Source organism: Microbacterium sp. GW821-FHT01D02, from assembly GCF_059422585.1.
In genome coordinates, this window is sequence record NZ_JBWKXB010000002.1 from 128,081 (window position 1) to 153,124 (window position 25,044).

The 25,044-nt window shown below is 71.2% G+C and carries 23 protein-coding genes and 1 pseudogene; 13 read left to right on the plus strand and 11 right to left on the minus strand.

Annotated features, from left to right (window positions below):
- Positions 1-50: 50 nt before the first annotated feature.
- From paaK to dhaK, 6 genes are all read right to left on the minus strand, one after another.
- Positions 51-1,373, minus strand: coding sequence for a phenylacetate--CoA ligase PaaK (paaK, locus tag AC07VM_RS09415; protein ID WP_494910862.1), 1,323 nt, complete (start codon positions 1,371-1,373; stop codon positions 51-53).
- Positions 1,374-1,400: 27 nt separating this feature from the next.
- A complete protein-coding gene (gene paaI, locus AC07VM_RS09420; RefSeq protein ID WP_267417698.1) occupies positions 1,401-1,829 on the minus strand; it encodes a hydroxyphenylacetyl-CoA thioesterase PaaI in 429 nt (142 codons plus the stop codon).
- A gap of 112 nt (positions 1,830-1,941) precedes the next feature.
- Complete coding sequence (locus tag AC07VM_RS09425; protein WP_494910864.1) at positions 1,942-3,192, minus strand: hypothetical protein; 1,251 nt, start codon at positions 3,190-3,192, stop codon at positions 1,942-1,944.
- Between the two features lie 181 nt (positions 3,193-3,373).
- Complete coding sequence (gene ptsP / locus AC07VM_RS09430; RefSeq protein ID WP_494910866.1) at positions 3,374-5,896, minus strand: phosphoenolpyruvate--protein phosphotransferase; 2,523 nt, start codon at positions 5,894-5,896, stop codon at positions 3,374-3,376.
- Positions 5,896-6,537, minus strand: a complete 642-nt coding sequence (gene dhaL, locus AC07VM_RS09435) for a dihydroxyacetone kinase subunit DhaL (RefSeq protein ID WP_494910868.1) — start codon at positions 6,535-6,537, stop codon at positions 5,896-5,898. Before dhaL ends, ptsP begins: the two co-directional genes overlap by 1 nt.
- The gene (gene dhaK / locus AC07VM_RS09440) at positions 6,537-7,529 is read right to left on the minus strand and encodes a dihydroxyacetone kinase subunit DhaK (protein WP_494910870.1); all 993 of its coding nucleotides are present in this window, start codon (positions 7,527-7,529) and stop codon (positions 6,537-6,539) included. The genes dhaL and dhaK overlap by 1 nt, the downstream gene beginning before the upstream one ends.
- A gap of 71 nt (positions 7,530-7,600) precedes the next feature.
- Between dhaK and AC07VM_RS09445 the strand changes: the two genes are divergently transcribed.
- Positions 7,601-8,467, plus strand: coding sequence for an IclR family transcriptional regulator (locus tag AC07VM_RS09445; RefSeq protein WP_494910872.1), 867 nt, complete (start codon positions 7,601-7,603; stop codon positions 8,465-8,467).
- A 7-nt stretch (positions 8,468-8,474) separates the two neighbouring features.
- Here the strand turns inward: AC07VM_RS09445 and AC07VM_RS09450 are convergent, their stop codons facing one another.
- Positions 8,475-10,598, minus strand: coding sequence for a RecQ family ATP-dependent DNA helicase (locus AC07VM_RS09450; RefSeq protein ID WP_494910873.1), 2,124 nt, complete (start codon positions 10,596-10,598; stop codon positions 8,475-8,477).
- 93 nt (positions 10,599-10,691) lie between these two features.
- Between AC07VM_RS09450 and AC07VM_RS09455 the strand changes: the two genes are divergently transcribed.
- From AC07VM_RS09455 to AC07VM_RS09490, 8 genes are all read left to right on the plus strand, one after another.
- A complete protein-coding gene (locus tag AC07VM_RS09455) occupies positions 10,692-11,111 on the plus strand; it encodes a pilus assembly protein CpaE (protein ID WP_494910875.1) in 420 nt (139 codons plus the stop codon).
- Positions 11,112-11,196: 85 nt separating this feature from the next.
- Positions 11,197-12,192, plus strand: coding sequence for a 1,2-phenylacetyl-CoA epoxidase subunit PaaA (gene paaA, locus AC07VM_RS09460; protein WP_494910876.1), 996 nt, complete (start codon positions 11,197-11,199; stop codon positions 12,190-12,192).
- Complete coding sequence (gene paaB, locus AC07VM_RS09465) at positions 12,192-12,497, plus strand: 1,2-phenylacetyl-CoA epoxidase subunit PaaB (RefSeq protein ID WP_029262355.1); 306 nt, start codon at positions 12,192-12,194, stop codon at positions 12,495-12,497. The genes paaA and paaB overlap by 1 nt, the downstream gene beginning before the upstream one ends.
- On the plus strand, positions 12,494-13,330 hold the full coding sequence (gene paaC / locus AC07VM_RS09470) for a 1,2-phenylacetyl-CoA epoxidase subunit PaaC (protein WP_494910877.1): 837 nt from the start codon (positions 12,494-12,496) through the stop codon (positions 13,328-13,330). Before paaB ends, paaC begins: the two co-directional genes overlap by 4 nt.
- Complete coding sequence (paaD, locus tag AC07VM_RS09475; RefSeq protein WP_494910879.1) at positions 13,324-13,824, plus strand: 1,2-phenylacetyl-CoA epoxidase subunit PaaD; 501 nt, start codon at positions 13,324-13,326, stop codon at positions 13,822-13,824. Before paaC ends, paaD begins: the two co-directional genes overlap by 7 nt.
- A 1-nt stretch (position 13,825) precedes the next feature.
- The gene (paaE, locus tag AC07VM_RS09480; RefSeq protein ID WP_494910880.1) at positions 13,826-14,989 is read left to right on the plus strand and encodes a 1,2-phenylacetyl-CoA epoxidase subunit PaaE; all 1,164 of its coding nucleotides are present in this window, start codon (positions 13,826-13,828) and stop codon (positions 14,987-14,989) included.
- 13 nt (positions 14,990-15,002) lie between these two features.
- Positions 15,003-15,773 (plus strand): enoyl-CoA hydratase/isomerase family protein, encoded by a 771-nt coding sequence (locus AC07VM_RS09485; RefSeq protein ID WP_494910881.1) that lies wholly within the window; start codon positions 15,003-15,005, stop codon positions 15,771-15,773.
- A gap of 138 nt (positions 15,774-15,911) precedes the next feature.
- Positions 15,912-17,435, plus strand: coding sequence for an ATP-dependent DNA ligase (locus AC07VM_RS09490; protein ID WP_494910882.1), 1,524 nt, complete (start codon positions 15,912-15,914; stop codon positions 17,433-17,435).
- Positions 17,436-17,447: 12 nt separating this feature from the next.
- Here the strand turns inward: AC07VM_RS09490 and AC07VM_RS09495 are convergent, their stop codons facing one another.
- Positions 17,448-17,957, minus strand: a complete 510-nt coding sequence (locus AC07VM_RS09495) for a phosphoribosyltransferase (RefSeq protein ID WP_267417684.1) — start codon at positions 17,955-17,957, stop codon at positions 17,448-17,450.
- A 162-nt stretch (positions 17,958-18,119) separates the two neighbouring features.
- Between AC07VM_RS09495 and AC07VM_RS09500 the strand changes: the two genes are divergently transcribed.
- From AC07VM_RS09500 to AC07VM_RS09515, 4 genes and pseudogenes are all read left to right on the plus strand, one after another.
- Positions 18,120-19,769 (plus strand): thiamine pyrophosphate-binding protein, encoded by a 1,650-nt coding sequence (locus AC07VM_RS09500; protein WP_494910883.1) that lies wholly within the window; start codon positions 18,120-18,122, stop codon positions 19,767-19,769.
- Positions 19,770-20,231: 462 nt separating this feature from the next.
- Positions 20,232-20,927 (plus strand): annotated as a pseudogene (locus AC07VM_RS09505) (DUF222 domain-containing protein); the annotation flags it as partial.
- Between the two features lie 184 nt (positions 20,928-21,111).
- Positions 21,112-21,888: an HNH endonuclease signature motif containing protein gene (locus tag AC07VM_RS09510; RefSeq protein WP_494910884.1), complete on the plus strand. Its 777-nt coding sequence runs from the start codon at positions 21,112-21,114 to the stop codon at positions 21,886-21,888.
- A 21-nt stretch (positions 21,889-21,909) separates the two neighbouring features.
- Positions 21,910-22,305: a VOC family protein gene (locus AC07VM_RS09515; protein WP_494910885.1), complete on the plus strand. Its 396-nt coding sequence runs from the start codon at positions 21,910-21,912 to the stop codon at positions 22,303-22,305.
- A gap of 205 nt (positions 22,306-22,510) precedes the next feature.
- On the opposite strand, the gene AC07VM_RS09520 is transcribed toward AC07VM_RS09515, so the two are convergent.
- From AC07VM_RS09520 to AC07VM_RS09530, 3 genes are all read right to left on the minus strand, one after another.
- On the minus strand, positions 22,511-22,888 hold the full coding sequence (locus tag AC07VM_RS09520) for a VOC family protein (protein WP_267417680.1): 378 nt from the start codon (positions 22,886-22,888) through the stop codon (positions 22,511-22,513).
- Between the two features lie 281 nt (positions 22,889-23,169).
- A complete protein-coding gene (locus AC07VM_RS09525; protein ID WP_494910887.1) occupies positions 23,170-23,799 on the minus strand; it encodes a response regulator in 630 nt (209 codons plus the stop codon).
- Complete coding sequence (locus tag AC07VM_RS09530; protein WP_494910888.1) at positions 23,796-25,016, minus strand: sensor histidine kinase; 1,221 nt, start codon at positions 25,014-25,016, stop codon at positions 23,796-23,798. Before AC07VM_RS09530 ends, AC07VM_RS09525 begins: the two co-directional genes overlap by 4 nt.
- Positions 25,017-25,044 lie beyond the last annotated feature (28 nt).

Here is a 25,044-nt window from a genome sequence, read left to right on the forward strand (position 1 = left end):
GCGGTGATCCGCGCACCGGCGCTCGCGCGGCGTCGGAGCGTCGGATCGGGTCAGCGCAGGTCGTAGACCCGCTTGAACTTGCCCTCGCTCCGCGGCAGGGCGCCCGGCTCCTCCAGCTGCACCGCGACGGAGGAGCCGACGAACACCTTGATGCGCTGTGCCAGCACCGCTGCCGCGCTCCGGCAGGTCTCCACGGACAGGTCGGGGTGACGCTCGATCCGCACCGTCAGCGCGTCCATCCTCCCCTCCTTGGAGAGTTCCAGGATGAAGTGCGGCGTGAGCTGCTCGATGCCGAGCACCAGCTCCTCGATCTGCGTCGGGAAGAGGTTCACGCCGCGCAGGATGATCATGTCGTCGTTGCGGCCGGTGACCTTCTCCATCCGTCGCATGCCCGGGCGCGCGGTACCCGGCAGCAGTCGGGTGATGTCGCGCGTGCGATAGCGGATCACGGGGAACGCCTCCTTCGTGAGCGAGGTGAACACGAGTTCGCCACGATCGCCGTCGGGCAGCGCCTGGAGCGTCTCCCCGTCGATCACCTCGGGCAGGAAGTGATCCTCCCAGAGGTGCGGACCATCCTTGGTCTCGATGCACTCGTTGCCGACGCCCGGACCCATGACCTCGCTCAGCCCGAAGATGTCGAGGGCATCGATGTCGAGGCGCTGCTCGAGCTCATGCCGCATCTCGTTGGTCCACGGCTCCGCGCCGAGTACCGCGACCTTGAGGGAGGTGGAACGGGGGTCCACCCCCTGCGCCACCATCGCATCGGCGATCGTGAGCAGATAGCTCGGCGTGCACAGGATCGCGTCCGGTTCGAAGTCGAGGATGAGCTGCACCTGCCGCGCGGTCTGCCCGCCCGACATCGGGATGACGGTCGCGCCCAGCGCCTCGATGCCCGCATGCGCACCCAGACCGCCGGTGAACAGGCCGTACCCGTACGCGTTGTGCACCTTCATGCCCCGTCGGATGCCGCTCGCGCGCAGCGAGCGGGCGACCAGCGACCCCCACCGGTCCAGATCGCCGCGCGTGTAGCCGACGACCGTCGGGCGACCGGTCGTGCCGCTGGAGGCGTGGATGCGGGCGACCTCGGTCATCGGGACCGCGAACATGCCGAACGGGTACGTCTGGCGCAGGTCGTCCTTGGTCGTGAACGGCAGACGCCGGACATCGTCGAGCGAACGGATGTCATCGGGGTGCACTCCCGCCGCGTCGAACTTCTGCGTGTAGAGCGGCACGTTCGCGTAGGCGTGCTGCACGGTCCACTGGAGCCGCTCGAGCTGGAGCGCGGTGATCTCCTCGCGACTCAGGCGCTCCTCGGGATCGAGTTCGTCGGGTGCGGGAGGGCGGACGGTGAGGGTTGCGGTCGTCGTCGACACGGTGGGCTCCGTCGGATCGGTGTGTGGTCAGAACGTCTGGCTGGTGGTGCGGGAGCGGCCGCGGAACTCGGCGACGGGCTCGCCGTGCTCGTCGGCGACGGTGACGTCGTAGATGCCCGAGCGGCCCGACCTCGAACGCCGGACGGCCGTCGCGGTCAGGGTCTGCCCCGACACCGTGGGCTTGAGGAAGGAGATGTCGGCACCGGCGGCGACCGTGACCCGGTCGTCCTCGTTGCAGGCGATCGCGAAGGCGGTGTCGGCGAGGGCGAACACGAACCCGCCGTGGGTGATGTGGAAACCGTTCGTCATGTCGTCGCGCACGCGCATCGATACAACCGCGTGGCCGGGATCGTCCCGCTCGACCACGAGACCGAGCATCGCCGATGCCCGATCGCGCTCCATCATGGCCCGGTTGGGTCGCACGGCATCCGCCGTCTCCGTCGTCGCCTCTGTCATCGCCGACCTCCTCGTCGCGCGGACGCCGCAGCAGCGGTGCCCGACGGCCCCATACTAACTGAACGATCGGTTAGTAATGAACCCCCGGGACGGAGATCGGTTCGCGAGATCGTCAGCCGAAGACGGGCACCGGGGCTAGCGTCCCATCCTCGACGGTGATTCCGGTGATCACAGCCCCGTCGCTCTCCGTCGAGTCACGATCGAGCCGGAAGCGCAGCGCCACGCCATCGCGGGTGGACCACTCGTAGAAGTACTCCCCGGACGAGATGATGCGGAAAGCCGTGCCCTTCGGAAACGCGGAGACGGCAGCCGGTAGCGGGTCCCCGACCTTCACTCCGCCGGCGGTCGGAAGCGCCGCGCCGTCGTCGTTCCGCTCCCCGGCGACGTTCGCGATCCCGACGGAGATGGCCGCGACGACCGCCCCCTCCTCGTGCCCCTGCAGCAGCACCGAGGCGGAGTCGTCAGGGGAGATCAATCGAGTCCATCCTCCATACCCCTCGGGATCTTCGACCCGCGCCCCCGGCACAGCTGCGATCGCCTGTTCGAACTCGACGCCCAGATGCACCGGACCGACTCCGTCCGCGGTGATCCGCCACTCGCTCCACGGCGCGGCAGGGTCGACGGCCGCCGGGGTCTCGGCTGCCACGGGCGGGTCGGCGGTCAGTGCGTCGACCAGCTTCCCCTTCGCCTCGCTCGCACGATCGCGCAGCAGCACGGCGGCCGCCTCGGTGTCGAATGTCGGTTCACCGGTGAACGGCTGCCAGATCTCCACGATCACGTTCCCGACCGAAGAGTAGCTCTTGTAGAGGCTGTGGCCGCCGCCGCCCGGGTAGGTGAGGATCAGGGAACCGGCGACGGCGCGGACGCCATCCTCCCCTTCCGCGGTCGAGGAGGCGAAGGAGGACGGCCCTCCGAACTGGAACTCGTCACAGCTCGCGGCCGCCTCCAGGAACTGGTCCATGCGCGCCTGCGCGGCGTTCTCGTCGGCGAACTGGAGGACATTGAGCCACCCTGGGCGCCCTTCGGGCAATGCGCTGGTCCAGGTGACGGACCGTGCACCGATGGACCCCAGCGATGGTTCGGCGGTGAGCGCGATGCAGATCGCCGGGTCAGGGTCGTAACCCGAGCCGTCCGAGACCTGGATGAGCGAAGGGACAGCCGGGCTGACGTCGCCGACGTCCGGAAGCGCGCCCCTGATCTCGTCCGCGCTCAACAGGAACCAATCGAGTTCGTCTCCGATGAAGGAGATGGGGCCCCCGTACGGATCCGGGGTCGGCGTCTCGGGAGCAGCTGTGGGCTTGGGCGTCGGCTGCGGCTCCGGGGCACACGCCGACAGGGCGACGATCGTACCCACCGCCAGCATGCCGACCACACTCTTCACAAACGGCACTCGCAGCGACATGTTGTCTCAGATCCCCCCATGGCGTCGGTGCGACGCCCCCGTAACCCTGAGCCTAGGGCGCACGCACCGGGCGCTGCTCGCGCATCTCATGTCGATATGAGAATGAGATGACGGGCATGCCTCAATCCGCATATGGCCGCGATCATGCCCGGCCCACGCGCTCCAGAACGGTCCCTGCGGCAACCCTCGCCTCCTCGGCGGTCGCAGCCCCGAGTACCGCCTCCGCCGCCCGTCGGCACTCCTGTTCACTCGCCGCATCGAGTGCCGCCGCGACACGGCCGAGGGAGCGCGGGGTCATCGACAGGGAGGTCGCGCCGAGACCGACGAGCACCGGAGCAAGGGTCGGGTCTCCGCCCGCCTCCCCGCACACGCCGACGGGCTTGCCCGCCGCACGACCGGCGGCGCCCACGATCCCGATCAGGCGGAGCACCGCAGGCTGCCACGGGTCGTTGAGGTCGCCGAGGTCGCTCAGGAGCCGGTCCGCCGCCATCGTGTACTGGGCGAGATCGTTGGTCCCGAGACTCACGAAGTCGACGACCTCGAAGAGCTCGGCGGCGAGCAGGGCGGCCGAGGGCGTCTCGATCATGATCCCGACCCGCTCGAGACCGGCGCCCCGGCACCGGGCCGCGAACTCCGCCGCCTCGTCGACCGTGGCGACCATGGGAGCCATCACCTCGACATCGGCCGACTCCTGCTCCGCCGCCGCGGCGAGCGCGCGCAGTTGATCGTCGAGGAGGCCGGGGTTGCGGCGGGCGATGCGCAGTCCGCGCACTCCGAGCGCCGGATTCTCCTCCTGCTCCGCGTTCGCGAACGGGAGCGGCTTGTCGCTGCCCGCGTCGAGGGTGCGGACCACCACCTTGCGCCCGGGGAACGCCGCGAGCACGCCGCGATAGGCCTCGATCTGCTCCGCCACGGTGGGCGCATCGCTCCGGCCGAGGAAGCAGAACTCGGTGCGGAAGAGCCCGATCCCCTCCGCCTGCGCCGTCGCTCCCGCCCGGGCATCGGCAGCGCCGCCCACGTTCGCGAGCAGGGGCAGACGACGCCCGTCCGCGAGGCGGCCGCGTCCGTCGAAGGCGACGACGGTCGCAGCGGCCCTCGCATCGGCGACCTCGGACTCCGCCGGGTCGACCTGCACCGTGCCCCGGTCGCCGTCGACGAGGAGCACGGCTCCGTCGGGAATGCCGACGGCGTCGGTGACCCCGACGACGGCCGGCAGACCGAGGGAACGCGCGATGATCGCCGTGTGCGAGGTCGGACCGCCCTGCTCGGTGACGAGGGCGACGCACCGGCCGCCGTCGAGCGCCGCGGTGTCTGCCGGTGCGAGGTCGGTCGCCACGAGCACGAACGGCTCATCGCGCTCCGGAACGCCCGGCATGTCCACCTGGAGGATCTCGGCGATGATCCGGTCGCGCACATCGCGGATGTCGGCGACGCGCTCAGCCATGCGCCCGCCCAGAGCGGCCAGCCCCCTCTCGTGGCCGGCAGCCGTCTCCCATACCGCGCGCGCGGCGGTGCGCCCCTTCGCACGCACCAGCGCGGTCGCCTCGGACACCAGCTCCGGGTCGGAGGCGAGCAGCCGTGACGCATCGAGGATCGCCCGGGTCTCCCCCGTCGCCTGCGCGGTGCGGGAGCGGAGCTGATCGGCGACCGCGACGGCCGCCCACTCGATCGCGGAGACCTCGGCGTCCCGATCGGGGACCGCGACGACGGCGTCCGCGTCGGGCTCCGGAAGCGCCGGTGCGAGGTGCACGACGGGAGCGGCCACGCGGCCCGGGCTCACCCCGCGCCCCTGCAGCACGGTGCCGGAGGAGATCGGGACGGATCGCGGGCTCGACTCCGCGGGCTTCGCGGCCGCCGACGCCTCGGCCTCGGATGCGGATGTCGGCGCCGCGGTCATGGCCTGCTCGGTCCCCTCGCCGAAGCCGTCGTCGAACAGGCCGGAGAGCCGGTCGAGCACGGCGAGCGCTTCGGGTCCTCGGGCGGACAGTTCCAGTTCGTCCCCCTGCCGCGCCCCGAGGACGAGGAGGCGGGTGAGGCTCGCGGCCGAGGCCTCGGGGCCGTCGGGCAGCCGCCGGAGGCGCACGTCCACTCCGGCGGCGGCCTCGGCGATCAGGGCGGCCGGTCGCGCATGGATCCCCTGCGGATTGCGGACCCGGACCGTGCGCACGAGCGCGTCCGCCTCGGCCGAGTCGGCGGGCGATGCGGTGGATGTCGGAGCAGGAGCCCCGGGCGAGGAGTCGGGAACGGCGGCATCGAGCTGCCCGGTCTTCGCCCCCAGCGCGGCAGAGGCTTCCTCGGCCACCAGGTCCAGTGTCCCTCCCGCCGCGGCGGAGACGACCGCGGCGAGCAGCCCCTCCACGAACGGAGCGGGCGCGAGTCGCACCGGCACGTCGCTCGCGCGCAGTTCGAGCGCCAGCTCCGCGCTGAGCACAGCGGAGCCGAGGTCCATCAGCACGAGGACGCCCTCGCAGTCCTCGGCGAGCGCATCGATCGCGGTCGCCACCGCGACGGCGTCCGTGCCGAGGATCGGCTCGCCGTCGGCGTCCACCCCGGCCCCGGCCGCGACCTCGACGCGCACCCCGCCGCCGGGGACCATCTGCAGGGCGAGCTCGAGCGCCGCCTCCCCGAGTCGTGCGCTGTGGGAGACGGCGACGATGCCGATCATCAGGCGCTGTCCGCGACCGCCGCGGCGAGCGTCTCGAAGAGGATGGCCGTCGAGGCGGCACCGGGATCGAGGTGGCCGGCGCTCCGCTCCCCCAGATAGCTCGCCCGACCCTTGCGGGCGACGAGCGGCAGCGTGGCGTCTCGGCCCTTCGCAGCCGCGTCCGCCGCCGCTCCGACGGCATCCGGCACCGAGGAGCCGGCGGCGAGCGCCTCGTCCAGCGCATCGACGGCCGGAGCCATGGCATCGAACATCGTCTTGTCGCCGGCCTCGGCCTTCCCGCGGGCGACGATGCCGTCGAGTCCGGCTCGCAGTGCCGCGGCGAGGCCGGGACCGTCGAGCTCCGAGACCGCCCCGGCCGTCATCCCCATCCGCAGGAAGAAGGTGCCGTAGAGGGGGCCGCTGGCCCCGCCCACCGAGCTCACGAGCGTCATGCCGACGGACTTGAGGAGTTCGTCGACGGTCGCCGGTGTGCCCGCGCCCAGCTTCTCGCCGACCGCGCTCATGCCGCGAGCCATGTTGGCGCCGTGGTCGGCGTCGCCGATGGCCGAGTCGAGTTCGGTGAGCCAGTCGCGCTTCTCGGTGACCGCGGCGCCGAAGCGGGAGATCCAGTCGGCCAGGACGGTGGTGTCGATCGCCGCCATCACGCGCCCCACCGCAGGCCGGGCGTGTTCACCGGGGCATCCCACAGCCGCAGCAGCTCGTCGTCGGCCTTGAGCAGCGTGACCGAGCATCCCGCCATGTCGAGCGAGGTGATGTAGTTGCCGACGAGGTTCCGGGCGATCTGCACGCCGGACTTCTCGAGGATCGCCGCGACTTCGCCGTACATGAGGTACAGCTCGATCAGGGGCGTGGCTCCCATCCCGTTGAGCATCACGATCGCCGGTCCGGACGCGTCGATGTCGGCGAGGATCGGCTCGACGAGCTGCCGGGCGATGTCGGATGCCGGAGCGAGCGGTTCGCGGTGACGGCCCGGCTCTCCGTGGATGCCGATGCCGATCTCCATCTGGTCGTCCGGGAGGTCGAACGTCGGCTTGCCGGCGGCGGGCACCGTGCAGCTCGTGAGCGCCATCCCCATCGAGCGGCCCTGCCCGTTCACCTTCTTCGCGAGCTCGACGACGGCGGCCAGATCCCGGCCCTCCTCCGCGGCGGCACCGACGATCTTCTCCAGCAGCACGGTGAGGCCCACGCCACGGCGACCGGCCGTGTACAGCGAGTCCTGCACGGCCACGTCGTCGTCGACGACCACGCTGCCCACCTCGATCCCCTCCATGGAGGCGAGTTCGGCGGCCATCTCGAAGTTCAGGACGTCGCCCGTGTAGTTCTTGACGATGTGGAGGACACCGGCTCCGCGGTCGACGGCCTTCGTGGCCACCTGCACGCGGTCGGGCGTCGGCGAGGTGAAGACCTCACCCGCGACGGCGGCGTCGAGCATGCCGGTGCCGACGAACCCGCCGTGCAGCGGCTCGTGACCGGATCCGCCGCCGGACACCACGGCGACCTTGCCCTGCGCCTTCGGGGTGGCGCGGGTGATGACGTGGTTCTCCAGGTCGACGGAGAGCTCGGGATGAGCGAGAGCGACGCCCCTCAGCGATTCGACGAGAACGTCTTCGGGGGCGTTGATGAGCTTCTTCATCGTTCGATCTCCTTTGATCTTCTGTGGCCTCTTGCGCGTCTCTTCCGCAAAAATCCGAAAGCAATTCGTTAATGTCGAATATGCTCGGAGCCTGCCGGGTTGTCAAGATCAATCCGGAAGACCGGCACGACCACACCGGCTCGACGACGCACCGGAAGGAGGGCTCCCCCGTGATCCAGGCGATCGACCGCGCGGCGAAGATCCTCGAACTGCTCCAGGGAGCACGCCACCTCGGCATCACCGACCTCGCCGCAGCGCTCAGCCTGCCGCCGTCCACCGTGCACGGGATCGTGAAGTCGCTGCGCTCGCACGGGCTCGTCGCCAAGGAGCGCGGCGGCCAGCGCTACATGCTCGGCCCGACGCTGCTCCGGCTCAGCAACGTCTACCTCGACACACTCGACGTGCGGGCGCGGGCGATGCGCTGGACGCAGGAGCTCGCGCGCCGCACCGACCTCTCGGTGCGACTCGGCGCCCCGCACTTCACCGATGTCCTCGTGATCCATCACAACCTGCGGCCCGACGACAGTCAGCAGATGCTGGAGACGGGTGTCGCGATCCCCGCGCACGCCTCGGCCATGGGCAAGGTGCTGCTCGCGTACGACCAGGGCTTCCAGCGGAGCGTCTTCGAGCAGCCGCTGCGCAGCCTCACGGGCGACACCGTGACCGACATCACACGGCTGACGCTCGAGCTGCCCGCGATCGCCGAACGCGGCACGGCCGGCGAGTTCGACGAGGCGGTGCTGGGCGAATCCTCGCTCGCCGCCCCCGTCGCCGACGCCTCGAACGACATCGTCGCCGCCGTGGCCGTCGTGATGCCGACCTCGCAGACGCCCGCCTCGGACGCGATCCTCAATGCACTGCGGGAGACCGCCAGGAACATCTCCCGGGAACTCGGTGCCACCGCCTGGCCGCCGCGCCTCGCGCCGGCCGACGACTGAGACCGCGTCAGCCGCGCAGGGCGAGGGCGAACGGGAGGACCTGGGTCGCGCCGGCCTGACGGAGCACGCGCGCGGCGACCGTCATGGTCCACCGACTGTCGACCAGGTCGTCCACCAGGAGCACGGGGCCCGCGGGCACGTCGAGGTGCTGGGCACCCAGACGATCCCACACGCCGGCAAGGCGGAAGACGCTGTTCCCACCCGGCTGACCGGTCGGCCCTCCGCCGATCGGCTCGAGCGCGCCGAGGTACGGCAGCCGCCCGACGTCGGCGAGCCCGCGGGCGAGCGAATCGACGAGCAGCGGGTGCGACCGGGACGGCATCGCGACGACGGCCACCGGTCGTTCCTCCCACCCCCAGCCCGCCAGCACCCGCACGCAGCCGTCGAGCAGCTGCGAGGTCACGGGGGCATCGGCCGCGCCCGCCGCGAAGCGCTCGCGGAGCGCCCCTCCCCAGCCGAGGTCCGTGAGACGCGCCAGCGCCCTGCCCTCGCCCGCCTGCTCGTCGGCCGGGATGCGACCCTTCACGGGCACGCTGAGCCGGTCGGCCCCGGTCGGCCACGCACGTCGGGCTTCGATCGGAACGCCCACCCGATCGAGCGACTCGGCAGCCTGGGTCGTCGCGGCCTGCCCGATCTCCCGGGGGAACCAGGTGCCCGCGCAGTTGTCGCATCTCCCGCAGGGCGCCGCTGTGTCATCGTCCAGGGAACGCTGCAGGAACTCCATCCGACACCCGTCGGTCTGCTCGTACTCGATCATGTGCTGCTGCTCGGCGACCCGCTCCGCCGCGATGCGCTCGTAGCGCTCGGCGTCGTACATCCACGGTTCGCCGGTCGCGATCCATCCGCCCTGCACACGCCGGACGGCGCCGTCGACGTCGAGCACCTTGAGCAGCAGTTCGAGCGGCGTGCGACGGATGTCGACCATCGCCTCGAGCGCGGGCGTCGAGATCGGGGCATCGCCGAGCGCGCCGATCACCCGCTCCGCGCGCTCGCGATCGGGCATCGACGCGGTCGCGAAGTAGTGCCAGATGTCGCGGTCCTCGACGCCGGGCAGCAGCAGCACGTCGGCGCTCTCGCTCGCGCGACCGGCTCGACCCACCTGCTGGTAGTACGCCACCGGCGACGAGGGGGCGCCGAGGTGCAGGACGAACCCGAGGTCGGGCTTGTCGAACCCCATGCCCAGGGCGCTGGTGGCGACCAGCGCCTTGACCTCGTTGCGTTTCAGCATCCCCTCGGACTCGGCGCGCTCCTCGGTGTCGGTCTGCCCGGTGTACGCCCGCACCTCGTGCCCGTGATCGCGCAGTAGACGAGCGGTGTCGACGGCGGCCGCGACGGTCAGGGTGTAGATGATGCCCGAGCCGGGCAGGTCGTCGAGGTGACTCAGCAGCCAGGCGAGGCGGCTCGCCGAGTCGCGCAGGCGCAGCACCCCCAGCCGCAGGGATGTGCGTGCGAGCGGGCCCCGGATCGTCAGCACCGGCTCCGCTCCGCCCTCGCCACCGGGCTGCAGACTGCCCAGCTGCTCGGCGACATCGGCGACGACACGGCTGTTGGCGGTCGCGGTGGTCGCGAGCACGGGGACGTCGGCGGGCATCTGCGCGATCAGGTCGCGCAACCGGCGGTAGTCGGGACGGAAGTCGTGCCCCCAGTCGCTGATGCAGTGCGCCTCGTCGACCACGAGCATGCCGATGCGCCGCACGAGCGCCGGCAGCTGCTCCTCGCGGAAGGCCGGGTTGTTGAGGCGCTCGGGCGAGACGAGCAGCACGTCGACCTCGTCGCGATCGAGCTGCGCGAGCACGTCGGACCACTCGTGCGCGTTGGTGGAGTTGATCGCGACCGCACGCACGCCGGCCCGCTCGGCGGCCGCGATCTGATCGCGCATGAGCGCCAGCAGCGGAGACACCAGCACGGTCGGTCCTGCACCCTGCCGGCGCAGCAGCAGCGTCGCGACGAAGTACACCGCGGACTTCCCCCAGCCGGTGCGCTGCACCACGAGGGCGCGGCGGCGCCCCTCGACCAGCGCTTCGATCGCCTCGTACTGCCCGTCGTGGAAGTCGGCGTCCGGGCGGCCGACGAGCTCTCGCAGTGCGGCCCGTGCGGCCTCGCGGGTGTCGGAGGGAGCGGCGGAGGTCATGCCCCCACTCTGCCCCACCCCACCGACACCTCGGGCCCGGCATCCACAGGTTCGTCCGGCCTCCGGGCGCGTCCCGTCGTCTAGCGTGAGGGGATGATCACGCGTGAGCTGGCCGTCGCCCTGCGAGAGGCCGGGCTCGCCTGGCATCCGACCGAGGGCGACCGCTTCCAGCTCGACCTTCCCGACGAGGTGGAGCTCGAGGCGGAGGCCGAGGTCTTCACCGTCAGCGGGATGACGATCGAGGCGCGTCAGACACCCAGCGGCACCGATCTGGCGTTCAACGGCACCACGGAATGGGCGCTCGACGCCGTGACTCTCGCGGATGCGGTCTGGCTGCCACGGGAGGACCAGCTGCGTGACCTCCTGCGCGGCACCTTCCACTCGTTGGTGCGCCTCGACGACACCTTCCGCGTGGAGATCCGGATCGCCGGGGAGCCGATCGCATTCGAGCATCCCGACCCGGCGGAGGCCTACGGCCGCGCGCTCCTGGAGCTGATCTCGCGCTCGCACTGACCTCCTCCTTGAGGACGTCGCCCCGGTGTGCGAGAATAACCTAACGATCGGTCAGTAAAGATGACCGGAGGCCGAGGAGTCGACGATGACCAGTCCCGCAGACCTGTCCCTCGTGGGCGAGATCTCCGATGAGGAGCGTCTCTTCGACGAGCTCATCGCGAACGAGCAGCGCATCGAGCCCCGCGACTGGATGCCGGACGCCTATCGCAAGACCCTCGTCCGCCAGATCTCCCAGCACGCGCACTCCGAGATCATCGGCATGCAGCCGGAGGGCAACTGGATCACGCGGGCCCCGAGCCTGAAGCGCAAGGCGATCCTGATGGCGAAGGTCCAGGACGAGGCGGGCCACGGCCTCTACCTCTACTCCGCAGCCCAGACGCTCGGCGCCACCCGCGACGAGATGATGGATCAGCTCATCAGCGGCAAGGCCAAGTACTCGTCGATCTTCAACTACCCCACGCCGACCTGGGCCGACATGGGCGCGATCGGCTGGCTGGTCGACGGTGCCGCGATCTGCAACCAGGTGCCGCTGTGCCGCGCCTCGTACGGACCGTACGGCCGTGCGATGGTGCGCGTCTGCAAGGAGGAGTCCTTCCACCAGCGCCAGGGCTTCGAGATCCTCCTCACCCTCATGCGCGGCACCGAGGAGCAGCGCGAGATGGCGCAGGACGCCGTGAACCGCTGGTACTGGCCGAGCCTGGCGATGTTCGGTCCGCCCGACGACCAGTCCCCCAACTCCGCGCAGTCGATGAAGTGGAAGATCAAGCGCTTCTCGAACGACGAACTGCGCCAGCGCTTCGTCAGCATGCTCGTCCCCCAGGCCGAGATCCTCGGCGTCACGCTCCCCGACCCCGACCTCCGTTTCGACGAGGCGACCGGGCAGTACGTGATCGGCGAGATCGACTGGGACGAGTTCTTCGAGGTGCTCCGGGGCAACGGTCCCTGCAACGCAGAGCGGCTCGAACGTCGCCGCACGGCGCACGAAGAGGGCGCGTGGGTGCGCGAGGCGGCAGCGGAGTACGCGCGCAAGCAGCGTCTCGGCACCCCTCCGGCGCACACGACGACCGGGGCGGTGGCCTGATGGCGACGCCGGGCGCCGACGAGCGCGAACCCTGGCCCCTCTGGGAGGTCTTCGTCCGGGCGAACCGTGGCCTGAGCCACGTGCACGTCGGCTCACTACATGCACCGGATGCCGAGATGGCCATCCGCAACGCCCGCGACCTCTACACCCGTCGCGGCGAGGGCGTCTCGATCTGGGTCGCTCCGGCCGAGGCCATCACGACCAGCGACCCCGACGCCAAGGGCGCGTACTTCGAGAGCCCGGCGGGCAAGAACTACCGCCACGCCGTGTACTACACGGCCTCCGAGGGAGTGCCGCACCTGTGAGCGCTGCGCACGAGGACATCGACGTCCACGGCGACGTCTCGGTCGACGAGCTCCGCCTCTCCCAGGAGCTCTCGGGCACCGGCGCGGTCGCCGTGTCGGCCGACGTCGCCGAGTACGCGCTGCGGCTGGGCGACGACGCGCTCATCCTCTCCCAGCAGCTGGGTGCCTGGATCGCCAACGCCCCCGAGCTGGAGGAAGACGTCGCCCTGGGCAACATCGCGCTCGACCTCCTGGGCCATGCACGCTCGTTTCTCCACTATGCCGGGTCGTTCGACGGGCGCAGCGAGGACGAGCTCGCGTTCTTCCGCGACGAGCCCGAGTTCCGCTGCGCGTGGATCGTGCAGCAGCCCAACGGCGACTTCGCACAGACCATCGCCCGGCAGTTCGTCGTCGCGACCTACATGTTCGAGCTGTACTCCGCTCTGCGCGCGAGCACGGACGAGACGTTCGCCGCGATCGCGGAGAAGTCGCTCAAAGAGGTCGACTACCACCGCGATCACGCGGTGCAGTGGATGCTGCGCCTCGCCGGTGGCACGGAGGAGTCCCGCGCCCGGATCATCCGCGCGAACGGCGACGTCTGGCCGTACGTCGACGAGCTGTTCCGCGACGACGACCTGATCGAGCGGCTCGGCGACGCCGCCGTGCGTCCATCGACCCTCCGGGCCGGGTTCGACGGCGTGGTCACGACCGTCTTCACCGAGGCGGGGCTGGCGATCCCGGAGGTCGCGGCATCGTCCGCCGGCGGGAGGCACGGGGCGCACGCGACGCCGCTCGGCCACATCCTCGCGGAGATGCAGGTGCTCGCGCGGCGGCATCCGGGGGCATCATGGTGACGCCCGCGACGACCCCGACGCAGGAGGCCTGGCGGATCGCCGCCGCCGTGCCCGACCCCGAGGTCCCCGTGCTCACGATCGAAGACCTCGGTGTGCTGCGCGCCGTCGAGGTCGAGGGCTCGCATGTCCATGTCGACATCACCCCGACGTACAGCGGCTGCCCCGCGATGGACACGATCCGCGACGACGTGATCCTCGCGCTCACGGCCGCCGGCTACGACGAGGTCGAGGTACGGCTGGTGCTCTCCCCCGCCTGGACGACGGACTGGATGACGGACGCGGGCAAGACCAAGCTCGCGGAGTACGGGATCGCGCCGCCCTCCGGCCGGGCCGCCGTCTCGACCGGCCCGATCCGGCTGTCGCTGAGCGTGCGCTGCCCGCGGTGCGGCTCGCTCGACACCCGCGAGGTCTCCCACTTCGGCTCGACCTCGTGCAAGGCGCTGTTCGAGTGCCGCGCCTGCCTCGAGCCGTTCGATCACTTCAAGGTGCACTGACATGTCGCTCTTCACCTCCGCGCCGGCGCCCTCTCCCCGCGCGACGACGCCCGGCCGCTCCGCGCCCCGCAAGCGCGCGCGCTTCCACACCCTCACCGTCGAGGACGTGCGTCCGCTCACCGACGACTCGGTCGAGGTGACGTTCACCGTGCCGGCCGCCCTCGCCGACGAGTACGACCACCTCCCCGGCCAGTACGTGGCCCTGCGCACCACGCTCGACGGGGTCGAGGTGCGGCGCTCGTACTCGCTGTGCCGGGCTCCGGAGCATCGCGACGACGGCCAGGACACGCGGTTGAGCGTCGCCGTGAAGCGCGACGAGGGCGGGCTGTTCTCGACGTGGGCGCAGACCGGTCTGCGCCCCGGATTCGAGATCGACGTGATGAGCCCGCAGGGCACCTTCACCTCCGCGCTTCCCGACCTCGACGACCGGCACGTGGTCGGGATCGCCGCCGGCTCCGGCATCACGCCGCTGATGGCGCTCGCGCACACGGTGCTGACCCGGTCGGACACCTCACGCTTCACGCTCCTGTACACGAACCGCGCGACACTCGACGTGATGTTCCTGGAAGACCTCGCCGACCTCAAGGACCGCTACCCGACGAGGCTCGTGCTGCATCATGTGCTGTCGCGCGAGCAGCGGGCGGCGCCCGTGCTGTCCGGGCGGATCGACGAGGAGAAGCTCCGCACGATCCTCGGGTCGCTCATCCCGCCGTCGACCGTCGACGAGTGGTTCCTGTGCGGACCGCTCGCCCTGGTCGATCTCTGCCGCGACGTGCTGGCCGACCTCGGCGTCGACCGCTCGCACATCCGCTTCGAGCTGTTCACGACCGGGGACGAACCGGTCCGCGCCGCCCGTCCGGTGCAGGTGCGCGCGGGCGAGAAGACCGTGCGCATCGAGGTCACTCTCGACGGCGTCTCCTCGACCGTGGAGAGCCCGGTCGACGCACACGAGTCCGTGCTCAACGCGGCGCTGCGCGTGCGCCCCGACGCCCCGTTCGCGTGCGCGGGCGGTGTCTGCGGCACCTGCCGGGCCCGCGTCATCGAGGGTAGCGTGACCATGACGGAGAACTACGCCCTGGAGCCGGACGAACTCGAACGCGGCTTCGTGCTCACGTGCCAGTCCCATCCGACCAGCGACCGCGTGGTCGTGGACTACGACGTCTGACCCGGAGGCTCCCATGATCGACCTCACCATCGCCGACGACGTCGCCACGGTCGTGCTGGATGCGCCGGCGAAGCGGAACGCCCTCGACGAGCAGGCTCTGGGGGAGCTTGCATCCGCGTACGACGCCGCAGAAGCCGCGGGCGTGCGCGCACTGGTGCTGCGAGGAGAGGGGCGCGCGTTCTGCGCGGGGCGGGACATCTCGGGTGTGGATCCGCGGGATGACGATGTGATCGGCTACCTCGGCGACCTCGTGACGCCGCTGCTGCAGCGCATGGCGCGCTTCCCCGCGCCGACGTTCGCCGTCGCGCACGGTGCATGCCTCGGCGTCGGACTCGGACTGCTGATCGCCACGGATGTCGTCTACGTCGCGGAATCGGCCAAGATCGGCTCGCCCTTCGCCGCACTCGGCGCGACGCTCGACTCCGGCGGCCATGCGCTCTTCCTCGAACGGCTCGGCGCCCACAAGACGCTCGACCTGATCTACACGGGGCGGCTGATGAGCGGCGCCGAAGCCGTGGCATCCGGCCTCTTCTCCCGCGTCTTCCCCGATGACGACGTCGTGCAGGCGACGACGGATGCCGCAGCCGCGGCCGCGCGCGGTGCCACGGCGGCGTTCCTCGCGAGCAAGGAGCTCATCGCCCGGATCCGCGACGAGCGGCTGACGCTGTGGGACGCGGTCGGCATCGAGAACGCCGCCCAGGCTGCGCTCTGCGACACCGACGACTACCGCGAGGGCTTCGCGGCGTTCCAGGAGAAGCGCCGGCCGGAGTTCCACGGGCGCTGACGCCGATGCCGCGGCCGGAGCCGTCGATCGCACCGTGCCCGGCGCTTGCACCACGGTCGCGTAACGGGGCGGCGGCCTGATCCGGGGTGACCGACGCCTGCCCTGTCCGGTGTCGGTGGCCGATGCGACAATACGGAGATGATGCTCTCCGAGGTCGTCGCCACGACAGCAGAGGTCTCCGCCACGTCATCTCGACTCGCGAAAGTCGATGCGCTGGCGCGGCTGCTGGCGCGATCGGAGCCGGATGAGCTGGCTTCGCTCGTGGGGCTCCTGCTCGCCTCCCCTCGCCAGGGACGACTGGGCGTCGGATGGCGCGGACTCACGACCATCGAGATCGCGCACACCGACGACGCCGCTCTGACGGTGGGCGATGTCGACACCTCGCTCGATGCCCTCGCCGCGACGTCCGGTTCCGGTTCGGCGGCGGCCCGCACCGGCATCCTCGTCGACCTCGCCTCCCGCGCGACGGCGGCCGAATGGGACTTCCTCGTCCGGGCGATGCTCGGTGAGCTCCGCACCGGCGCCCTGTCGGGAGTGCTCCTCGACGCGATCGCCCGCGCCGCCGATCGGCCGCCCGCCGCCGTCCGGCGCGCGGCGATGCTGTCCGGGGATCTGGGCGAGACCGCCCGCGTCGCGCTCACCGGAGCCGAGGGCGACCTCGACGCGATCGGCCTGCAGGTGGGCCGTCCCATCCTGCCGATGCTGGCGGCCACGGCGGCGACCCCCTCCGCCGCGCTGGAGGTCACCGGGCGGGCCTCGGTCGAGTACAAGCTCGACGGCGCCCGCATCCAGGTGCACCGTCACGGCGACGAGGTGGGCGTCTACACACGGAGCCTGGCCGACATCACGCATCGGGTGCCCGAGATCGTCGAGATCGTGCGCTCGCTCCCGGCCGACGACCTCATCCTCGACGGCGAGACGCTGTCGCTGGATGAGGACGGCGGCCCGCGCCCCTTCCAGGAGACCATGTCGCGGTTCGGCGCCGAGGTCTCGCGGGAGCTCGTGCTGCGCCCCTGGTTCTTCGACCTGCTGCACATCGACGGACGCGACCTGATCGACGAGCCGCTCTCCGTCCGGCTGGCCGAGCTCGATCGCGTGGCCGGGGAATGGCGGATGCCCGGCCTCGTCACGGACGACGCGGACGCCGCCGAGCAGCTGTCACGCGACGCTCTCGCAGCCGGCCACGAGGGCGTCGTGGTCAAGGCGATCGACGCCCCCTACGCCGCCGGCCGTCGGGGCAAGTCGTGGATCAAGGTCAAGCCCGTCCTCACCTTCGACCTGGTCGTCCTCGGCGCGGAATGGGGCTCCGGCCGACGACGCGGCTGGCTGTCGAACCTGCACCTGGGCGCGCGCGATCCCGCGGGAGAGTTCGGCGACCCCGAGGGCTTCGTGATGGTCGGCAAGACCTTCAAGGGCCTCACCGACGAGCTGCTGCGCTGGCAGACCGAGCAGTTCCCCACGTACGAGTCGCACCGCACGGCCTCCACGGTGTTCCTGCGCCCCGAGGTCGTCGTGGAGATCGCGATCGACGGCGTGCAGCGCTCCCCGCGCTATCCGGGCGGCATCGCGCTGCGCTTCGCCCGGGTGAAGGGCTATCGATCCGATAAGTCACCCGCCGAGGCCGACACGATCCAGACGCTGCGTTCGCTTCTGCGGGGTTGACGCTCGCGCGGGTCAGGCCGAGGGGGCGAGCCCCTCGTCCTCTTCGCGCACGGTGCCCTGGGACGACCACGGGAAGTTGATCCAGAGATCCGTGTCCTTCCAGGCGAAGTCAGGCTGGATGATCGTCGACGGCTTGGTGTAGATCGTGACGGAGCGCACGTCGGCGCCCTTGTCCTGCAGCAGCTGCACGGCCAGCGCGAGGGTGCGCCCCGAGTCGGCCACGTCATCGACGAGTAGCACCCGGCGTCCGTCGAGGTAGGCCATGTCGAGCTCGGGAGGCAGAACCTCCGGCGCGTCGAGCACGGTGCCGATGCCGGTGTAGAACTCCACGTTGATGGCACCGCAGTTCTTGGCGCCGAGGCCGTACGCGATCGCGCCGGCCGGGAGCAGTCCGCCGCGGGCGATCGCCACGACCACCTCCGGCTCGAAGCCGCTGGCGACGATGCTCCGCGCCAAATCGCGCGTGGCCGCTCCGAAGCCGTCCCAGGTGAGTGTCTCGCGCTCGATCGCTGCATCCGTCATCCGTCCATTCTCGCGCACGCCGGCCGCGCCTCCCGCCGATAGACTGAGCGGGTCCGGCCCGGCCGGTGCCTGAAAAAGAGGCACGAAGCACTTCGCGATGACGCGGAGGCGAGACACATACGGATCCGCCGTTCCTCCGTCCCTGTCTCGAAAGGCTTTCGCATGCCCACCGTCTCCGCGCACGTCGCCGTCACCCTCGCCCAGCACATCGATGCCGTCTTCGGCGTGATGGGCAACGGCAACGCCTACTTCCTCGACGCGATCGAGACCCAGACGGACGCGGTGTTCACGGCCGTCCGCCACGAGCAGGGTGCCGTGGTCGCCGCGGACGCGCACTTCCGCGCATCCGGACGCATCGCCGCGGGCACCTCGACGTACGGCGCCGGTTTCACGAACACCCTGACCGCGCTGGCCGAGGCCGTGCAGGCGCGTGTGCCGCTGGTGCTGGTGGTGGGCGACGAGCCCACGTCGGGTCCGCGACCGTGGGACGTCGACCAGATCGCGCTCGCCTCGGCGGTGGGGGCTCGCACGTATACGGTCGGCCGCGCGGATGCCGCCGCGACCACGGTGATCGCGATCGAGCACGCCCTCACCTATCGCCTGCCGGTCGTGCTCGCCCTCCCCTACGACGTCGCCGCGCTCGAGGCGGGAGACGTGCCGGAGGCTCCGTCGCCGCGACTCCCGGCGCCGCTCGCGCCGCGCGGGGAGTTCGCCGAGGGCATGCTCGACGAGATCGCCGCCGCGCTGGCCGGCGCCGAGCGCCCGTTCCTGCTGGCCGGGCGCGGCGCATGGCTCTCCGGTGCGAGCGCCGCACTGGGCGAGCTGGCAGCGGCGACCGGTGCCCTCACCGCCTCGTCGGCGCTCGGGCGCGGCGTGTTCCCGGACGCACGGTACGACCTCGGCGTGACGGGCGGCTTCGGTGCCGACGGGGCGATGGAGCTCGTCCGCACGGCCGATGTCGCCGTCGTGTTCGGCGCCGCCCTGAACCAGTTCACGATGCGGTTCGGCGAGCTGTTCGCGCCCGGCACGCGGGTCTTCCAGATCGACATCGCTCCCGCGGCGACGCACGCCCACGTCGGCGGCTTCGTGCGCGCCGACGCCCGTCTCGCAGCGGAAGCCCTGGTGACGAGGATCGGTGCCGCTGAGCCGGCGAACCCCTGGCGGGAGAGCGTCGACATCGCGTCGGCCCGCACGTACGACGCCGGCGACGACCTGGCGCCAGACGGACGCCTCGACCCGCGGTCCGCAGCCCGCCGCATCGCGGAACTCCTTCCCGAGGACCGCGTCGTGGTGTCCGACGGCGGACACTTCATCGGATGGGCGAACATGTACTGGCCGGTCGCCGCTCCCGATCGCATGATGATGGTCGGCACCGCGTTCCAGTCGATCGGGCAGGGATGGCCCAGCGTCGTGGGAGCCGCCCTCGCTCGGCGCGAGTCGACCGTGGTGCTCACCTCGGGCGACGGTGGAGGGCTGATGGCGATCGCGGATCTCGAGTCCGCCGTCCGCGCGGCCGGCGGCCGGGGAATGGCCGTGGTCTGGAACGACGCGGCGTACGGCGCCGAGGTGAACCTATACGGCCTCAAAGGCCTGGCCGAGGGACCGATGCGTATCCCCGAGGTGGACTTCGCCGCGTTCGGAGCCGCCGTGGGCGCCGAGGGCGTCGTCGTGCGCACGCTGGCCGACCTCGAACGCCTGGCATCCTGGGCACGGGAGGACGCCGCGTCGCGACGCTTCCTGCTCTTGGACCTTCGCATCTCGGGCGACGTCATCGCGCCGTACCAGCAGGAGATCATCCGCGTGAACTCGTGAACTCGTGAACTCGTGAACTCGTGAACTCGTGCGGTCGTGCGGTCGTGCGGTCGTGCGGTCGTGCGGTCGTGAACTCGTGCGGTCGTGCGGTCGTGCGGTCGTGCGGTCGTGCGGGCGGGCGGGCGGTCGTGCGGTCGGGCGGGCGTATGGTCGTGCAGGCGTACTCTGCAGGCGTCCTCTGCAGGCGTGCTCCGCGGTCGCGCTCTGCAGGCGTGCTCTGCGCGGTGTTCCGCGGGCGTGTGGAGAAGCCGTAGATTCGGGGCTTCTGTGGAGGGCCACGGGGATCCGGGAGAGTGTTCTGGAATACTGCGCTGATCAGGCGTTCTCAGCGCCTCGAATGTCGGTGGCCCCGAGTTGACTGGGGACATGAACACCGCAGTGGAGCTCCTCGAACAGGTCGTGGCCGACCTGGATGAGGTGCTGCGCTCGGAGGCGATCACGGAGTTGCCCGACGCCGAGAAGATGCACCTGTTGCGGGTCGCGGGCGAGGCGCAGCGACGGGTGGACGCCGTGATTGTGGAGACGATCGCCTCCACGGATCCACGGCCGGCGGGTTCGGGCGATACCGCGTTCTGCGGACAGTTCGGCTGCCGGACGGTGGGTGAACTCCTGCAGCGGGTGCTGCGGACCGACGCGGTGGGTGCGGGGCGGGCGGTGAAGGCCGCGAAAGCCGTACGCCGGGAGATGGATCTGTCATCCGGTGGCTGGCTGCCGGCCCGATGGCCCGCGCTCCGGACCGCCCTGCAAGACGGGGCGATCGGAGTGGCAGGGCTCCTCGCCGCGACCGGACCCGTGGAACAGGCCGGGCACCGGGTGGGGACAGAGGACCGTTTGCGAGCGGATGCGGAACTCGCCGCTTTTGCGCGCGGGATCCCGGTAGCGGAGGCGGAGGCCGGTGCGGAGGGCAGCGCCGAGAGCAGTGCAGAGGGCGGTGATGCGGATGACACCGCGCCGTCGGCGACGCCGGAGGACCTTCGCGTCCTGGCCCAGGTGATCGTGCAGTATCTCGACCCGGACGGGGCGGAACCGGCGGAGGAGATCGCGATGCGCGCGCGGGGAGTCATCCTCGGACGGGCCAAGGACGGCGTGATCCCGATCCGAGGCGGGCTGCTGCCCGAGGTCGCGGGACAGCTGCAACGGATCTTCGACGCCTACCTGAACCCGCGAGTCGACGGCCCACCCCTGCCCGGGGTGATGTTCCGCCCCTCCGAAGAGACGGACCCTGAGGGGACGGACGCCGAGGAGACGGACGCCGAGGAGATGGACCCGCAAGAGACGGACGTCGAGGACGGGGTCGCCGACGGGGAACGCCGCCCACAGGCGCAGCGCGGGATGGAGGAGGGTGTCCTGCCCTCCGGCGACGCGGGGCAGACGGTGGACAACCGCACGCGCGCAGAAGCAGCACGACACCCTCGCCGCCGCCCTCGGGATCGCCGCCCGCCACGACGACATGCCACGCCTGGGCGGCTCGGCACCGACGCTGGTCGTGTCCGTCACGGCGGAGGACTACGCGACCGGGAGCGGGTGGGCGCAGGTCGACGGGATCGACACCCCCGTCTCCACGCGGGTCGCCGCGCACACGGCGTGCGCGGGAGGAGTGCAGCGGGTGCTGTTCGACTCGAGCGCGCGGATCATCGGGATCACCACCACCGACCGCATCTTCACCGCCCACCAGAGACGGGCGATCACCCTCCGCGACAGAGAATGCCTCATCCCGGGATGCCACGTCCCCGCGGCCTGGTGCGAGATCCACCACGTCCATGAGCACTCCCGTGGTGGCCCCACCCATACCGACAACGGCGTCGCGCTCTGCTGGCACCACCACCGCACCCTCGACACGTCGGGGTGGGAGATCCGCATGCGGCACGGCACCCCACAGGTCCGTGGCCCTGCCTGGTGGGATCCCCTCCGGCAATGGCGCACACCCCGCTCCCCCTCCACCTCCGCCGGCGCCACCGCCGGCATCACCTCCAGGGCGAGGACGAGAGCGAGGGCGAGCATCAGCACCAGGACGCGGACCAGCACCGGTACGAGGACCAGCACCGGCACGAGGACGACGGCCATCACCGCGACCGGGTCGGCCCGCTCGCGCAGCCACTCCATGATCCGGCGCACATGAGCCGCGTGGCAGACTCGGACGATGCCGGGTCTCCATCACGTCGAACTGTGGATCGCCGACTTCGACGCGGTGCGCGCGGAGTGGCGCTGGATCCTCGACCGGCTCGGGTTCGCATTCGACAGTGAATGGGCCGATGGGGAGACCTGGTCTGCCGGTGGCGCCTACCTCACCCTCACGGCGTCACCGAACCTGACCGATGCTGTGCACGACCGTCGTCGCGCGGGCCTCAACCACCTCGCGTTCCACGGCGGCGAGCGCACAGCCGTCGACGCCCTCATGGCCGAGGCCCCCGCGCACGGCTGGCGCCCCCTGTACGCGGAGCGCTACCCGCACGCCGGAGGGAAACAGCACTACGCCGGCTGGCTCGAGAACGCCTCGGGCTTCAAGATCGAAGTCGTCGCCGACACAGCCGACTGACACACCGCAGCTGGCGCTGACGGGCCCGGACACCGACACTGACACCGACACCGCTTTCAGCGCCGAGTCCTGACCTGACCCGCACTCACGGAGTCACCGCGTCACGGAGTCACCGCGTCACGGAGTCACCGCGTCGCTGAGCTGCCCGAGCCGCCCGAGCCGCCCGAGCCGCCCGAGCCGCCCGAGCCGCCCGAGCCGCCCGAGCTTAGGATGCGCCGTAGTCAGGGAGCTGCTGCAGCGTCCACGAGTTGCCGTCGGGGTCGTCGAACGAGACGAATCTGCCCCAGTCCAGGTCTTGGACGCCGCGAGCTTCCACGCCGAGACCCTTCAGATGCGCCAGTGCCTCGTCTGCGTCCGGCACCACGACCTGGATCGTGTTCTGCCGCCCCGGCTCGAGGTCGATGCCCAACCCGGTGCCGAAAGCGATCGAACAAGCCGACCCCGGAGGCGTCATCTGCACGAAGCGCAGCCCGTCGACCGGCGTCTGGTCCCAGTCGGCGTTGAAGCCGATCTTCTCGTAGAAGTCCTTCGAGCGGTCCACATCGGTGACCGGCACGAAGATGAGTTCGATCTTCCAATCCATCACGCACTCCTCCTGTCGGGCGCCGTCGCCCGTCGGCGTCCACGGTACGCGCGGCCACCGACCTTCTACCAGGGCTGAACCGAACCGGGCCGAGCCACGGGCCGAGCCGAACCGGGCCGGGCCGGACCGGACCGAGCCGAGCCAAGCCGAACCGAGCCGAACCGCACCGCATCGCGCACCCGCCGCGCTGCGCCGCGCCGCGCCGCAGATCGGTGGGCCACCCGTAACGCGACCGTCGCTCCACCCCGCCGCAGATCAACCGGCCACGCATGCCAGGACCGTCAGATCCACCCCTTGTCGAGCGCGATCCGCACGGCCTGCGCCCGATTCGCCGCACCGGTCTTCCCGATCGCGGCTGAGAGGTGGTTGCGCACCGTCCCCGCCGAGAGGAACACCTCGGCGGCGATCGCCGCGGCCGAACGCCCGTCCGCCGCGAGACGCAGCACCTGCCGCTCCCGATCGCTCAGCGGATTCGCCCCGTCGAAGAGACTGTCCGCGGCGAGCACGGGATCGAGCACCCGCAGCCCCGAGTGCACGCGCCGCACGGCCTCGGCCAGCTCCTCGGCAGGGGTGTCCTTCACGATGAACCCGCTGGCGCCGGAGTCCAGCGCGGAGCGTAGATAGCCGGGCCGCGCGAAGGTCGTCACGACGAGCACCCGCGTCTCCGCACTCGCCTCCCGGATGCGGCGCGTCGCCTCCACCCCGTCCATGCCCGGCATCTGGATGTCCATGAGGCAGACGTCCGGTCGCAGCTCCGCGGCGAGCCGCACCGCCTCGGCGCCGTCCGAGGCCATCCCGATCACCGCCAGGTCGGGCTCCAGGTCGAGCAGCGCGCCGAGGGCGCCGCGCACCAGAGCCTGATCGTCCGCGATCAGCAGTCGGATCCGGGGGCTGTCGTCCGACGCCGTCACCACGTCACCTCCACCCGCGTGCCGGCATCCGACGCCTCGCCCGCCGCGCCGACCGTGAATCCGGCGCCCGCCGTCGCCGCCCGCTCGCGCATACCGCGGATGCCGTTGCCCTCCGCCCCGCCGATGCCCACGCCGTCGTCCTCGATCAGCAGTCTCCCCGGCGCGAGCAGCACCTTCACCGTGCGCGCCCGCGAATGCCGGAGGGTGTTGGTCGTCGCCTCACGGAGAATCCAGCTCGCGGTGATCGCCTGCACGGGTGACAGCGCACTCGACTCGCCCGTGACCGTCATCTCGATGTCCGCCGCCCGCAGCGAGTCCCGGGACGAGGCGAGCTGCTCGACGAGGGTGGTCGCGCGCGCTCCCGCCACGGTCGACCGCACGCCGGCGATCGCCTCGGCCGTCAGCTGCTCGATGTCGGCGAGCTCGGCCTTCGCCCGCTCGGGGTCGGAGTCGATGAGCCTCCGCACCAGCTGCGCCTTCAGTCCGACGACCGTGAGCGAATGCCCGATCAGGTCGTGCACGTCGCGCGCCACCGCCTCGCGCCCCTCGCTCGTCGCCAGCTCCAGCCCGAGCTGCTCCGCCTCGGCGGAACGCAGGATGAGCCACGTCGACACGGTGTTGACCACGCCCAGCATCACCACGATCGCGAGGACGGAGAAGTAGCTGGTCCCACCCGGCAGCAGGAACACGCACAGTGCCGTGATCACGACGGCCGCGACCGTCGTGATCCAGTGCCACAGTCGCGTCAGACCGTAGGACGCGAACGCCATGATGAACGGCAGGAAGCTCAGTGCCGAGCCGCTCGCCGCCGGGATGGAGATCACCATGCACACGATCAGTGCGCCGAACGTGATCCACTGCCGCACGGACGGTGGCCGCCCGAGTCCTCCTCCGCCGCGCATGCCGTGGATGAAGCCCGTGACGTACAGCACGGCGAAGGCGACCAGCGCAGCCCAGCCGACGACCACCCAGACGAGCGGCGCTTCGGAGTGCAGCAGCGCGATCACCGGATAGACCAGGAAGACCAGCCAGATCACGGCCATCAGCCATCCGAACCGCGCCCACGGGTCCTTGCCGACGGCGCGGGAACGCCGCGCACCCGGAGCCGACCAGGCCGCGGGAGGCGCACCGGCGGCGGCGAACCGCGCGGCATCGCGGGAGGCGTCGCGCGAGGCCCCGGCTTCTGCCGGCGCCTCGCGCTTCGAGTGCTGCGTCATCCGTCCAACCTACTGTCGCCGCCGGCCG

Excerpts from the sequence above, each read along its gene's own strand:
- AC07VM_RS09490 (WP_494910882.1), top strand. The coding sequence starts at position 15,912 with ATGATGCTCTCCGAGGTCGTCGCCACGACAGCAGAGGTCTCCGCCACG.
- paaD (WP_494910879.1), top strand. The coding sequence starts at position 13,324 with ATGGTGACGCCCGCGACGACCCCGACGCAGGAGGCCTGGCGGATCGCC.
- AC07VM_RS09520 (WP_267417680.1), bottom strand. The coding sequence starts at position 22,888 with ATGGATTGGAAGATCGAACTCATCTTCGTGCCGGTCACCGATGTGGAC.
- paaA (WP_494910876.1), top strand. The coding sequence starts at position 11,197 with ATGACCAGTCCCGCAGACCTGTCCCTCGTGGGCGAGATCTCCGATGAG.
- paaB (WP_029262355.1), top strand. The coding sequence starts at position 12,192 with ATGGCGACGCCGGGCGCCGACGAGCGCGAACCCTGGCCCCTCTGGGAG.
- AC07VM_RS09425 (WP_494910864.1), bottom strand. The coding sequence starts at position 3,192 with ATGCTGGCGGTGGGTACGATCGTCGCCCTGTCGGCGTGTGCCCCGGAG.
- AC07VM_RS09485 (WP_494910881.1), top strand. The coding sequence starts at position 15,003 with ATGATCGACCTCACCATCGCCGACGACGTCGCCACGGTCGTGCTGGAT.
- AC07VM_RS09515 (WP_494910885.1), top strand. The coding sequence starts at position 21,910 with ATGCCGGGTCTCCATCACGTCGAACTGTGGATCGCCGACTTCGACGCG.
- AC07VM_RS09530 (WP_494910888.1), bottom strand. The coding sequence starts at position 25,016 with ATGACGCAGCACTCGAAGCGCGAGGCGCCGGCAGAAGCCGGGGCCTCG.
- ptsP (WP_494910866.1), bottom strand. The coding sequence starts at position 5,896 with ATGATCGGCATCGTCGCCGTCTCCCACAGCGCACGACTCGGGGAGGCG.
- paaE (WP_494910880.1), top strand. The coding sequence starts at position 13,826 with ATGTCGCTCTTCACCTCCGCGCCGGCGCCCTCTCCCCGCGCGACGACG.
- dhaK (WP_494910870.1), bottom strand. The coding sequence starts at position 7,529 with ATGAAGAAGCTCATCAACGCCCCCGAAGACGTTCTCGTCGAATCGCTG.
- paaI (WP_267417698.1), bottom strand. The coding sequence starts at position 1,829 with ATGACAGAGGCGACGACGGAGACGGCGGATGCCGTGCGACCCAACCGG.
- AC07VM_RS09455 (WP_494910875.1), top strand. The coding sequence starts at position 10,692 with ATGATCACGCGTGAGCTGGCCGTCGCCCTGCGAGAGGCCGGGCTCGCC.
- dhaL (WP_494910868.1), bottom strand. The coding sequence starts at position 6,537 with ATGGCGGCGATCGACACCACCGTCCTGGCCGACTGGATCTCCCGCTTC.
- AC07VM_RS09495 (WP_267417684.1), bottom strand. The coding sequence starts at position 17,957 with ATGACGGATGCAGCGATCGAGCGCGAGACACTCACCTGGGACGGCTTC.
- AC07VM_RS09445 (WP_494910872.1), top strand. The coding sequence starts at position 7,601 with ATGTCGAATATGCTCGGAGCCTGCCGGGTTGTCAAGATCAATCCGGAA.
- AC07VM_RS09500 (WP_494910883.1), top strand. The coding sequence starts at position 18,120 with ATGCCCACCGTCTCCGCGCACGTCGCCGTCACCCTCGCCCAGCACATC.
- AC07VM_RS09450 (WP_494910873.1), bottom strand. The coding sequence starts at position 10,598 with ATGACCTCCGCCGCTCCCTCCGACACCCGCGAGGCCGCACGGGCCGCA.